Origin of the sequence: Mycolicibacterium vaccae NBRC 14118 = CIP 105934, from assembly GCF_001552715.1 — a bacterium.
Taxonomy (GTDB): Bacteria; Actinomycetota; Actinomycetes; order Mycobacteriales; family Mycobacteriaceae; genus Mycobacterium; species Mycobacterium vaccae.
On the sequence record NZ_BCRS01000175.1, the window covers coordinates 1 to 12087 of the forward strand.

General features: G+C 69.2%; 13 protein-coding genes. 8 read left to right on the forward strand and 5 right to left on the reverse strand.

The annotated features are described in order from the left end of the window. On the reverse strand, positions 1 to 227 hold a 227-nt coding region (locus MVA01S_RS25120; RefSeq protein WP_159426346.1), incomplete at its 3' end, for an Lrp/AsnC family transcriptional regulator. Between the two features lie 225 nt (positions 228 to 452). Here MVA01S_RS25120 and MVA01S_RS25125 point away from each other — a divergent pair. The 7 genes from MVA01S_RS25125 to MVA01S_RS25155 all read left to right on the forward strand — a co-directional run bounded on the left by MVA01S_RS25125 (position 453) and on the right by MVA01S_RS25155 (position 8498). Then, entirely contained in the window at positions 453 to 2033 is a 1581-nt protein-coding gene (locus tag MVA01S_RS25125) for a purine-cytosine permease family protein (RefSeq protein ID WP_003930796.1), read from the forward strand. After that, positions 2030 to 2977, forward strand: a complete 948-nt coding sequence (gene speB / locus MVA01S_RS25130; protein ID WP_003930797.1) for an agmatinase — start codon at positions 2030 to 2032, stop codon at positions 2975 to 2977. Before MVA01S_RS25125 ends, speB begins: the two co-directional genes overlap by 4 nt. Further along, a complete protein-coding gene (locus MVA01S_RS25135) occupies positions 2974 to 4572 on the forward strand; it encodes a thiamine pyrophosphate-binding protein (RefSeq protein ID WP_040541431.1) in 1599 nt (532 codons plus the stop codon). The genes speB and MVA01S_RS25135 overlap by 4 nt, the downstream gene beginning before the upstream one ends. A gap of 14 nt (positions 4573 to 4586) precedes the next feature. Further along, positions 4587 to 6065, forward strand: a complete 1479-nt coding sequence (locus MVA01S_RS25140; RefSeq protein ID WP_003930799.1) for a sodium:solute symporter family protein — start codon at positions 4587 to 4589, stop codon at positions 6063 to 6065. A gap of 109 nt (positions 6066 to 6174) precedes the next feature. Next, complete coding sequence (locus tag MVA01S_RS25145) at positions 6175 to 6459, forward strand: hypothetical protein (RefSeq protein ID WP_003930800.1); 285 nt, start codon at positions 6175 to 6177, stop codon at positions 6457 to 6459. Between the two features lie 115 nt (positions 6460 to 6574). Then, positions 6575 to 7003 (forward strand): NAD(+)--rifampin ADP-ribosyltransferase, encoded by a 429-nt coding sequence (gene arr / locus MVA01S_RS25150; RefSeq protein WP_003930801.1) that lies wholly within the window; start codon positions 6575 to 6577, stop codon positions 7001 to 7003. A gap of 106 nt (positions 7004 to 7109) precedes the next feature. Then, complete coding sequence (locus tag MVA01S_RS25155) at positions 7110 to 8498, forward strand: oxygenase MpaB family protein (protein ID WP_003930802.1); 1389 nt, start codon at positions 7110 to 7112, stop codon at positions 8496 to 8498. Positions 8499 to 8509: 11 nt separating this feature from the next. Here MVA01S_RS25155 and MVA01S_RS25160 read toward each other — a convergent pair whose 3' ends face one another. Genes MVA01S_RS25160 through MVA01S_RS25170 form a run of 3 tightly spaced genes read right to left on the reverse strand, consistent with a single transcriptional unit; the run spans position 8510 to position 10468 of the window. Next, a complete protein-coding gene (locus MVA01S_RS25160) occupies positions 8510 to 9331 on the reverse strand; it encodes a nitroreductase family protein (protein ID WP_003930803.1) in 822 nt (273 codons plus the stop codon). A 35-nt stretch (positions 9332 to 9366) separates the two neighbouring features. After that, a complete protein-coding gene (locus MVA01S_RS25165) occupies positions 9367 to 9732 on the reverse strand; it encodes a nuclear transport factor 2 family protein (RefSeq protein WP_003930804.1) in 366 nt (121 codons plus the stop codon). A gap of 13 nt (positions 9733 to 9745) precedes the next feature. Continuing rightward, positions 9746 to 10468, reverse strand: a complete 723-nt coding sequence (locus MVA01S_RS25170) for an SDR family NAD(P)-dependent oxidoreductase (RefSeq protein WP_003930805.1) — start codon at positions 10466 to 10468, stop codon at positions 9746 to 9748. A gap of 126 nt (positions 10469 to 10594) precedes the next feature. Between MVA01S_RS25170 and MVA01S_RS25175 the strand changes: the two genes are divergently transcribed. Further along, positions 10595 to 11518, forward strand: coding sequence for a LysR family transcriptional regulator (locus tag MVA01S_RS25175; protein ID WP_003930806.1), 924 nt, complete (start codon positions 10595 to 10597; stop codon positions 11516 to 11518). Here MVA01S_RS25175 and MVA01S_RS30615 read toward each other — a convergent pair. Then, a partial coding sequence (locus tag MVA01S_RS30615) for a YbfB/YjiJ family MFS transporter (RefSeq protein WP_159426347.1) occupies positions 11433 to 12087 on the reverse strand: 655 nt, incomplete at its 5' end. The two genes, MVA01S_RS25175 and MVA01S_RS30615, sit on opposite strands and share 86 nt — an antisense overlap.

Below are 12087 nucleotides of genomic sequence, written 5' to 3' on the forward strand. Positions count from 1 at the left end.
GGCGCGGCGGGACCGTGCAGGGCGACGCTGACGTGAGCCAGTGCGCCGCGTCCCAGCACCGCCGGGTGGACGGCGCCGCGGATCACCACCTGGCCGCTGCCGATGAGCCGCTGCACCCGGGCCGCCGCCGCCGAGCGGGACAGACCCACCCGGGCCGCGATCTCGCGGTGGGTCAACCGCCCGTCGACCTCGAGCAGTTCGACGATCGCCTCGTCGACCTCGTCCATCCGGCCACCACTCCCTGTCCGTGAATCGGTGCAAGATTTTTCGGCGCGGTGCCGCCGGCATATCAGTCACCACATACCGATCCCGGCACGCTATCCGATCGGATACTCCGGCCCGTAGCGACACATCATGATCGGCAACATGGCTGTAACGAAGGAATCGCTTGCGGGGTCTGACCTGCGGCTCTACCGTGAGCCGCACCACACCGCCGCTGCGGAAGGACCGTCATGGCTGCTGACAGACCCGCGCTCGCGCCCCCTCCGAAGGCCACCCAGGTCGAGACCCACGGCGTCGAGCCGATCCCGGCCGCCGAGCGCACCGCGGGTCCGCTGGATCTGTTCCGGCTCACCTTCGGCGGCGCCAACACCATCGCCACCGTGGTGCTGGGCAGCTTCCCGATCATCTTCGGGCTGTCGTTCCGGGACGCGCTGTTCGCGACGCTGCTGGGCGTGGTGCTGGGCGCGGCCATCCTGGCGCCGATGGCGCTGTTCGGTCCGCGCAACGGCACCAACAACGCGGTGTCGTCGTCGGCGCACCTCGGTGTGCACGGCCGCGTGGTGGGCTCCTTCCTGTCGCTGCTGACCGCCGTCGCGTTCTTCTCGATCTCGGTGTGGACCTCGGGCGACGTGCTCGTCGGCGGAGCGAACCGGCTGATCGGCGGGGACGGCGGCGCCACGCCGAATGATTGGGCGGTCGGCGTCGCCTACGGCATCTTCGCGCTGCTGGTCCTGGTGGTCTGCATCTACGGGTTCCGATTCATGTTGCTGGTCAACAAGATCGCCGTGGTGGCCGCCACCGCGCTGTTCCTGCTCGGCATCGTCGCGTTCGGCGGCACGTTCGACCCGGGCTACCCCGGGATTTACGGTCCCGGCGCCGACGCCGCGACGAACGCGCTGTACTGGCCGTCCTTCGTCGGCGCCGCGCTGATCGTGATGTCGAATCCGGTGAGTTTCGGTGCGTTCCTTGGGGATTGGTCCCGCTACATCCCCCGCGACACCGCGCCGTGGAAGCCGATGGCCGCGGCGTTCTGCGCGCAGCTGGCCACGCTGGTGCCGTTCCTGTTCGGTCTGGTCACCGCCGCCGTGGTCGCGACCAACGCGCCGCAGTTCATCGACGAGGGCAACTACGTCGGCGGTCTGCTGGCGGTCTCGCCGGGCTGGTATTTCGTGCCGGTCTGCCTGATCGCGCTGATCGGCGGCATGTCGACCGGGACGACCGCGCTCTACGGCACCGGGCTGGACTTCTCCAGCGTGTTCCCGCGGTTCAGCCGCGTGCAGGCCACGGTGTTCATCGGCGTGCTGGCGATCGGGTTCATCTTCGTGGGCCGGTTCGCGTTCAACGTGGTGCAGAGCATCTCCACGTTCGCGGTGCTGATCGTGACGTGCACGGCGCCGTGGATGGTCGTGATGATGATCGGCTGGGTGGTGCGCCGCGGCTGGTACGACTCGGACTCCCTGCAGGTCTTCAACCGCAGACAGCGCGGCGGGCGCTACTGGTTCCGGCACGGCTGGAACTGGCGCGGCCTCACCGCGTGGCTGGTGTCGGCCGGCCTGTCGCTGTGCTTCGTCAACCTGCCCGGCCAGTTCGTCGGCCCGCTGGGCGATCTCGCGTCAGGTGTCGACCTGTCCATCCCGGTCGGTCTCGGCGTCGCCGCGGTGCTGTATCCGCTGCTGTTGATCGCCTTCCCCGAACCCGCCGACGCGTTCGGTCCCGAAGGTCCGCGATTCGTGCGAGCCGGAGCGCCCGCCGGCATCCCCATCACGTCAGAAGACGAAAAACCTTTGTTGGCAGAGGAAGTGACCGCATGACCACGCCCGTTGGCCCGATCGACGCGTCGAAGACGCCGCGTTTCGCCGGACCGGCCTCGTTCGCCCGCCTGCCCCGCCTCGACCAGGTGCCCCGCGCCGACATCGCCGTCGTCGGAGTGCCGTTCGACTCGGGGGTGTCCTATCGGCCCGGCGCGCGGTTCGGCCCCGCGCACGTGCGGGAGTCCTCCCGGCTGCTGCGCCCGTACCACCCCGCCCTGGACGTGTCGCCGTTCGAGATCGCCCAGGTGGTCGATGCCGGGGACATCTCGGTGAACCCGTTCGACATTCATGAGGCCATCGAGACCATCGAGGCCGCGGCCGTCGACCTCACCCGTGACGGCACGTCGCTGGTCACCATCGGCGGTGACCACACGATCGCGCTGCCCCTGCTACGCGCCGCCCACGCCAAGCACGGGCCCGTCGCGCTGGTGCACTTCGACGCGCACCTGGACACCTGGGACACGTATTTCGGCGCCGAGTACACCCACGGCACCCCCTTCCGCCGCGCGGTCGAGGAGGGCATTCTCGACACCGAGGCGCTGTCCCACGTCGGCACCCGCGGCCCGCTCTACGGCAAGAAGGACCTGGAGGACGACCGCCGCTTCGGATTCGGCATCGTCACCTCCGCCGACGTGTACCACCAGGGAGTGCGCGAGGTCGTCGCCAAGCTGCGCGACCGGGTCGGCAACCGCCCCGTGTACCTGTCCGTCGACATCGACGTGCTGGACCCCGCGCACGCGCCGGGCACCGGCACCCCGGAGGCCGGCGGCATCACCAGCCGCGAGCTGCTGGAGATCCTGCGCGGCTTCGAGGGCCTGAACCTGGTCGGCGCCGACGTCGTCGAGGTCGCGCCCGCCTACGACCATGCCGAGCTCACCGGCATCGCCGCCTCACACGTCGCCTACGATCTGGTGTCCCTGCTGGCGATGCGCCACGCGTCATGAGTCGCAACGGGGGCGACGTCGTCGTCGAAACACTTGGGGTGTTGGGTGTTTCGCACGTGTTCGGCATCCCCGGCCAGAACGCGCTCGCACTGTTCGACGCGATCCGGCGCAGCGACCTGACGTTCGTCAGCTCTCGGGTCGAGAACAACTCGGCCTTCGGCGCCGACGGGTACGCCAGGGCCACCGGTGAGGTCGGGGTGCTGTTCCTGTCCACCGGGCCGGGCGCGCTGACCGCGCTCGGCGCGCTGCAGGAGGCCTACGCGACCGGCGTGCCGCTGCTGGTGATCGTCAGCCAGGTGCCGCGGGCCGGGATGGGGCTGCGCCGCGGGATGTTGCATCAGCTCGACGACCAGCGGCGCAGCGCTGTGAACGTCACGAAAAGCACTGCCATTGCCCGGCATCCCTCGCAGATCCCGTCGCTGCTGGCCGATGCCTGGTCGCTGGCGCAGTCCGCGCCGGCCGGGCCGGTGTGGGTGGAGATCCCGCAGGACTTGCTGCAGGAACCAGTCGACGTGCCGCCGGTGACGTCCGTGGCGACCTCGGTGACCCGCCGACGGCCGCGGGTCGAACTGGTGAGCGCGGCGGGCGCGCTGCTGGACTCCGCCGAGCGACCGGTGATCCTGGCCGGCGGTGGAGTGCGGCGCTCGGCCGGCGGGCCCGCCGCACTGGTCTCCATCGCGGAACGCCTTGACGCGCCGGTGGTCTCGACGGTCGGCGGGAAGGGCGCGATCCCGTTCGGGCATCCGCTGTCGGCCGCGTCGTGGATCGAGGACCGCCACACCACCGCGCTGCTCGAGGACGCCGACGTGCTGCTCGCGGTCGGCACCGCGATGGGCGAGGTGACCTCCAACTACTTCACGCTCGCGCCGAAGGGCCGCGTGATCCACATCGACGCCGAGGCCCGGGTGCTGGAGGCCAATCATCCTGCGCTGGGCATCCACGCCGACGCCGCGGCGGCGCTGACCGCCCTTGCCGGTCAGGTGACTCCGCGCACCGGAGATGGGCCCGCCGTCGCGGCCATGCTGCGCACTGCGGTGCAGGACCGGCTGGCCGGCCAGGACGTCGCGGCGGAGCTGACGCTGATGTCCGATCTGCGGGCCGCGGTTCCCGTTGCCGCGCAGACGTTCTGGGACATGACGATCGCCGGGTACTGGGCCTGGTCGGCGTGGGATCCCCGGGACGGCGAGTTCCACTCGGCCCAGGGCGCAGGAGGGCTGGGTTTCGCGTTCCCGGCCGCCGTGGCCGCCGCGATCGGCACCGGGCAGCGCACTTTCGCGGTGACCGGCGACGGCGGCGCGATGTACGGCATCGCCGAACTGGCCACCGCCCGGCAGCACGACGCCGACGTCACGTGGCTGATCGTCGACGACGGCGGATACGGGATCCTGCGCGAATACATGACCGACACGTTCGGTCAGGCCACCGCCACGGAGTTGGACCGCCCCGACTTCGTCGCGCTGGCACAGAGTTTCGGGGTGCCCGCGCAACGGGTGTCACTCGAAGGAGTCGGTGAAGCAATCGCCGACACGTTCACGACCCGCGGACCCGCGGTCGTCGTGCTACCCGCATTGCTGCGGATGTTCGCACCCACCTGACAGGGGGAGCCACCATGGGAAAACCACTCGACATCGCCATCATCGTGATCTACCTCGTCGCGATGCTGGCCTTCGGGTTCTGGGGGAAGACAAGAACCAAGGACTCGGCCGACTTCCTCGTCGCCGGACGGCGGCTCGGTCCGGTGCTCTACACCGGAACCATGGCCGCGGTCGTGCTCGGCGGCGCGTCGACCGTCGGCGGCATCGGACTGGGCTACAAGTACGGCATCTCAGGCATGTGGCTGGTGGTCGCGATCGCGGTCGGGCTGCTGGCACTGAGCCTGTTCTTCGCCGGCCGCATCCAGCGGCTGAAGGTCTACACCGTCGCGCAGATGCTGCGGCTGCGCTACGGAGTCGATGCGACGTCGTCGTCCGGTGTCGTGATGGCGGCCTACACCCTGATGCTGTCGGTGACCTCGACCATCGCCTACGCCACGGTGTTCAACGTGCTGTTCGGCACCGGCCGCACGGTGTCGGTGATCATCGGCGGTGCCACGGTGATGTTGTACTCGTCGATCGGGGGCATGTGGTCGATCACGCTCACCGACATGGTGCAGTTCATCCTCAAGACGATCGGCATCTTCTGCCTGCTGTTACCGTTCGCACTGTCCAAAGCCGGTGGGCTGGACGGAATCCGGGAGCGAGCCGGAGATGCGGCCTTCGATCTGGGCGCCATCGGCACGGCCACGATCATCACCTACTTCGTGGTCTACAGCTTCGGAATGCTGATCGGGCAGGACATCTGGCAGCGGGTGTTCACCGCGCGCTCGCCGGGGGTGGCCAAATGGGGCGGCACCACCGCGGCGGTGTACTGCCTGCTGTACGGCGTCGCGGGTGCGGTGATCGGGATGGCCGCGTCGACGTTCCTGCCCGCCAGTGGGCCAGAGACCTCAAAAGATGACGTGTACGCCCAGCTCGCCGAGACGATCCTGCCGGTCGGCATCAGTGGTCTGGCATTGGCCGCCGCGGTGGCGGCGATGATGTCGACCGCCTCGGGTGCGCTGATCGCGACCGCGACGGTGGCGCGCACGGACGTGAAACCGATGGTGTTGCGGCTGTTCGGACGTACCGAACCCCGGGAGTCGGACGCCGAGCGTGACGTGCACTCCGACCGGCTGTACGTGGTGGCCTTCGGCATCGTCGTCATCGTGATCGCGGCAATGCTCAACGACGTGGTCGCCGCGCTCACCATCGCCTACGACATCCTGGTCGGCGGCCTGCTGGTCGCGATCCTGGGCGGGTTCGTCTGGAAGCGTGCCACGGGTGCCGGCGCACTGTGGTCGATGGGCGTCGGCACGGCTGTGACGTTGGGCACCATGGTGCTGGTCGGCGACGTATTGGCCAACGAGCCAATCTATTTCGGTCTCGCTGCGAGCCTGATCGGGTACGTGGTCGCGAGCCTGATGACTCCACGCACGCCGCCGGAGGTGCTGCAGGTGTGGGACGACCGGCTGGCGGGCCGGGAGGAGCCGGCCAAGGTGACCGCGGGGTAGACGACCGCGGCGGCCGGGCACTGGAATCAATTCGCGCCGTCTCCTGTTTCAGCACATATCGCGGGAGTGATATCCGCAGACGAGCAGTGACAGGAAAGAGGCGAGGGCCGTGAAGAAACTCGGGTTGCTCAGCGTGGTTGCCGGAGCGTTGTCAGCAGTGGCGATCGGTGTCGCCGGTCCGGCGCAGGCCGCCCCCAGCGGGCCTGCCTTCGGTAGCCACAACGACGACAGTGCCTACCACCACGACAACGGCTACGGGCATGGCTTCGGACATGGGTACGGCAATGGGTACCGCTTCGGCTACGGCTACGGCAATGACAGCAACAATCCCTGGCTCGGCCAGCTCTATCCCAGGGTGAAGGTGCCGCACGTCGACACCAGTGTGCGCAACTGACGACCGACGCGGATTGTCCCGCTCTCACTGTACGACACCCAGGGGGTCTTGCGGCAAGACCCGGACCGCAGGGCACAATCCTGCGGTCCTGTCGTTGAAGTGAACGGAAGTGGTTGTGCCGCAGACGCCGAAACCCTTTGAAGTCCACGAGTCCGGTGCGTTCCTGCACGGGACGAGAGCCGACCTCTCGGTCGGGGACCTGTTGTCACCCGGGCAGCGGTCGAACTACGACCGGGAGCGTGTGATGAACCACGTCTACGTCACCCAGACGTTGGACGCCGCGGTGTGGGGCGCGGAACTGGCCGCCGGCGACGGCCGATGCCGGATTTTCGTCGTCGAACCCCAGGGTGCCCTCGAAGACGATCCGAACGTCACCGACAAGAAGCTCCCGGGAAATCCCACCCGGTCGTTCCGCACCCGTGAACCCGTCCTGATCGTCGGTGAGATCACCGACTGGACAGGGCATTCCGACGAGCAGATCCAGGCGATGCGGGACAGGCTCGCCGAGCTACGGGACCGTGGCCTCGACGTCATCGAGGATTAGCGACGCCGGGGTTTCGGTCGCGGGATCAGGAATCGCCATTCACATCCGGGATGTCGTGAGCTAACGTCACAAATCAGTGCCCTGTATCCCGAGATTGGATGGCTGCATGACTGTGACAGGTGAGCGTCCGCAGATCGCCGTCGAGGACGTCGATTTCAATCGACGCGAGCATCCGGAACGGCCGCTGCGCCCCATCCCGCCCGGTCGCGACCACTTCGCCGACCAATGGCGCCGCATGCGGGAGATCCTGTTCGGGCCGTGGATCGACATTGACAAGGAGGTCGAACCGAACGACCTCACGCGGCTGCGAGACGACTATTTCTGGCAGCGCGACGAATACATGATCGGCGTGGTCGACGCGTTCGAGCGTGTCGGTCACGAGCAGGGCCGCGCGTTGTTCGAGCAGGCGCTGACCCAGGGCATCGACACGCTTGAGGATCCGCCCCGGGAGTTCGTCGATCTCTTCGCACATCTCGACGGACTGCCCGGTCAGTTCGATCTCGACTCCGCCGAACGGGGCCGGATGCTGGCGATGTCCGCCACCGTCGCCGCCACCACGATCATCCGCGGCTGGGCGTTCTACGAGACCGCGATGACCGGCGACATCTCCGCCGCCACGGGCGCCACGGGCCGGTTCGCCGACGACGGCCCGCGCCGCTTCATCGAGACCGCGCGGGTGTTCGCCGAGTTCACCCTGCCCGACATCTTCGACCGGCAGTCGGAAGCCTTCCAGGATGTGGTGCGAGTACGCCTGATGCATGCACTGGCCAGTCGCGGTTTGCGCAGGAAGTGGGGCGACGAGGTCTATCTGAAGTTCGGCGAACCCATTCCGGTGACGTCGCTGCTGGGCTTCGGCAGCGGCATGTTGCTCGGGCGTCTGGTCGACCATGCGTTCGGGCGCACCCTGACCCGGCAGCAGCTGGAGGATCTCGCCGAGTACTCGTCGTTCTCGGGGCGGTTGTGGGGTGCGCCCGAGCTGCTGCACTCCGCCGACGGCGTGGAGCTGATCAAGTCGTTGAACTATGTCCTGGCCAGGGGCGGCAACCCGTCCCCGTGGCGGGCCCAGCTCGTCGATGCCATCGCGGGTCCAGAGCACCTGAGGACCCTGACCGAGACCCTTCCGGGCTGGGCCAAGAAGATCGTCGCCCGGCACGCCAACCAGCTCACCGCGACCATCGCGCTCGTCCCGGCCGGGGTCGTGTTCGGGTACCAGCAGATCGACAGGATGGTCGAGGGGACGCTCTTCGAGCCCCTGGGCTACAACTTCGAGCGTCGGGTGCAGGTCGCCGAGAAGCTCACCATCCTCAACGTCCGGATCGCCACGCTGGCCGACAAACTGCCGTGGTCCAACCCGATCCGGGAGCGCAGAAAGAAGAGCGGCGCCGCCGCGCGCGAGAGGATCGCGGTGCTGGACGAGATTGCCCGCGGGCGGCAGATCCCGCTGACCTTCGCCCACCACGACCGGTCGACCTCCGGGGAGGGTTTCACCGGGTAGCCGTCCGCGCCTCAGTCGAGGTCGAACGTGGTGGTCTCCGCGACGGATCGCCGTTCCGCGGGCGGCAGCGGGTTACCGACGGCAGTCGGCCCGAGCCGGACCAACGCCTGCGGGTAGGCCTCGGCGTCGAACACCTCACAGGCCAGCGCCAGGCGGCTGCGGGTGTCGTGCAGCGGCAATGTCAGTGGGCAACTGGCCAGCCCGAGCGCGGCCGCCGACAGCGTCAGATCGCTGACCGCCTCGCCGGCACGCAGCCGCGTCGCGTCGTCGTCGGTGTCGGTCGCCAGCACCAGCATGACGGCGTCGTCTCCCGGATGGCCGGGCGATTCGCCCCCGTAGCAGACCGCGAAGTCGATGTCGCCGGTCCTGGCCCACCGGATGCCCGGCACTACGGCCAGTCGCACGCCGAAGCGTTCGGCGCGGATCACCAGCAGTTCGATCGTGCCGGCAGGCAGCGTGCCGCGGTAGGGGCGGCGGTCGGCGCGGCGGCGCCCGATGGCCTCGGCCAGTTCGACGCTGCCCGGACCCTGGCTCCGCTTGTCGAGCTCCATGGTCGCCAGCACGCCGTCGTCGGGAAGGCGGCGGACGCGGCTCGACCAGCCTGCGGCGGCGAAGGCGACCGCACAGTGGTGCAGCACCGCGCCGCAGCTGACGATCACATCGCGGCGATCGGCGTCGGTGTCGCCCAGGCGGCGGCCCCAATCGGCGAACAGCTGCACGCCGTGGCGGTCGACGTGCCAGCGCCACGGCTGGATGTTGCGCACCGACGGCGCCTGCGCGGCGAGGTCCAGCACGCTGTCCAGGGTCGCGGCATCGGGGAACGCCGTGGCCATGTCCCTCACCTCCGATGCCGGTCACCGATACCGCGTCATTCTAGGAGCAGAGGCGACGCCTGGTACTGCGCCACCTGCCAGCCTCCGCTCGACCGGGTGAGCACCACGCCGAGGGCCAGTGCCACCGCGGGCCGGTCGAGGTAGCTGAATGTCGCGGCCAGATAGCCGAGCACGGCCCCGGCGGCCGGCCGCCGGCTTTCGAGGATGCGGTACGTGACCGTCATCCCGGTGGGCTGGGAGTCGTAGTAGTCGGCCACCGCGGCCCTGCCCACGCCGTAAGGTCGCAGACCCTGGAACACCGCATCCTCGGTGAATGCGGCAGCCACCCGGTCGGGATCGTGGGTGTCGATCCCGGCCTTCCATTCGTCCATCACCGCGGTGATCACCTGCACGGCGTCCATGTCATGTCCTGCCCTAATGTCCTGCGCTCTGGCCGCCGTCGACGTGCAGGATCTCCCCGGTCACGAACGGCGCGGTCTCCAGGTAGAGCACCGCGTTCACCACGTCGTCGACCTCGCCGACGCGGCCGACGGGATGCAGCGCCGCGAGGGTGTCGTACTCCGACGGCCGGTGCATCGGTGTCCTGATGATGCCGAGTGCGACGGCGTTGGAACGTATTCCGCGCGCGGCGTATTCGACCGCCAGCGCGCGCGATGCCGCATTCAGGCCACCCTTGGTCAACGACGCCAGCGCCGACGGCACCGCGGAGTTGGCGTGCTCGACCAGCGTCGTGGAGATCGTGACGAGGTGCCCGCCACGGGGATCGGCGTCCTGACCGAGCATCTGGGCCACCGCGGCGCGGGAGACCTCGAAGAATCCACGAACATTCACGCCGGTGACGGCGTCGTAGTCGTCATCGGTGTAGTCGGTGAACGGCTTGGCGATGAAGATGCCCGCGTTGTTCACCACGGTGTCCACGCGGCCGAAGTGCTCGACCGCCGTGTCGACGATGCGTTTACCGACACCAGGCCGGCCGATGTCGCCCGGTACGGCCAGGACCATCGGATCGTCACTGGCCTCGATCGAGCGTGAGTTGGCGACGACGGCGTAGCCGAGCTTGCGGTACCCGGCCACCAGCGCGGCGCCGATTCCTTGCGATGCGCCGGTGATGAGTGCGACGCGGGGGGTGGTTGTCATGGTCGTGTGCCCTTTCTGGAGGTGATGCTCGGTCAAACCCGTGGCTGGGCGTCGCGAATCCCGGTGCGCAGGACCAATCGGCTCACTCCTGGTAGGTGCAGGCTCGCACTGCACTACGCTGACCGCGTGGAGCTGCGGCAGTTGCGCTACTTCGTCGCGGTCGCCGACGAGCTCAACTTCGGCCGGGCGGCCGAACGGCTGCGGATCGCGGGTCCCTCACTGTCCCAACAGATCAAGGCGCTCGAGCGTGACCTGAAGGTGCAGCTGTTCGACCGCGACCGCCGCTCCGTGGCGTTGACCGCGGCCGGCTCGACACTGCTTCCGCGGGCGCGGGCCCTCATCGCCCAGGCCGACCAGCTCCGGCGTGATGCCCTCGGCCTGTCATCGGCCGAGCCGGTCCGGATCGGTTACGTCCAGTGGTGCCCGACGGACTGGGCGGAGCGGGCCGCCGGTGTGGCTCAGCTGCGCGTGGACACCTGGGTGATGCCGTCGCACACGCAGGCGGCCCGTGTCGCGGAGGGTGGTCTGGACCTCGCGATCTGCTGGCTGGAGCGGTCGGATCTGGAGACGATGGGCCTGGAGGCGGCGCTGGTCGGCGTCGACCGGTTGTTCGCGTTGGGCGTCGGGAAGGACGGTTCGCCGGTCGAGGCGCGCGAGTTGACGGTGCTGCTGGATGCCGACGAGGCCGGCTGGTCGTCGTGGAACCGGTACGCCCAACAGTTCGCCCACGTCACGGGTGCGCAGGTGGTGCGCGTCGAGGACGGGGGAGTGACGGGCTCGACGTTCTTCGACCATGTGCGCCGGCTCGGTCGGCCGGTGCTGAACAACCCCAAGGGACAGAACGACGCGGCCCCACCCGACCTGACGCGCAGGCCGGTGCACCATCCGGTGCCGATGTGGACATGGTCGCTGGTGTGGCGCCGCGACGAGTCGAACCCGTTGGTGCACAGCGTCAGAGATGCGTTCACGGCCGGCGTCGACTCCTCGGAGCTGACCGCACCGGGGGTGTGGCTGCCGTCCGGCGATCCGCACCGCGCGGCGGCGGGCTGAGTTCGCGACAGCCCAGGCGCAACCACAGGGCGGCGGCCGCCGAGACCGCGACCACGACCGCGGCGGCCAGCAGCGCGGCCTGAAAACCGTGGTGCACAAGCGGTGTGACCGCCAGCGGGCCCACGATCTGCCCGGCTGAGTACCCGGCGGTGAGTACCGCGACGGCACCCGGGACGGCCAGTACCCGACCCACGGCCAGCGCCATGGTGCTGATCCCGATGAATGTGGCGCCGAAGGCCGCGGCGCCGAGCAGAGCGGCCACGGCACCGCCGAAGAGCGCGGGCGCCGCCATCCCCGCGGCCTGGATGAGCAGGGCGATCACGAGGAGCGCCGGCTGTGTCCACCGGGCGCACGCCCTGGCCCACAACGCCGCAGACGGTGCCGCGGCCAGTCCGACCAGCAGCCAGGCGGCGCTGCTCAACCGGCCCGGTGAGGTCGCGCCGATGGCAGCGACCAGAAAAGTGCCCGCGACGATGTAGCCGACCCCCTCCAGCGAGTAGCAGGCCAGCAGAACGAGGAACCACCGCCGGGGAGCCGCCGATCCGGTTGTCGCCGCAGCCGGCGCGTCG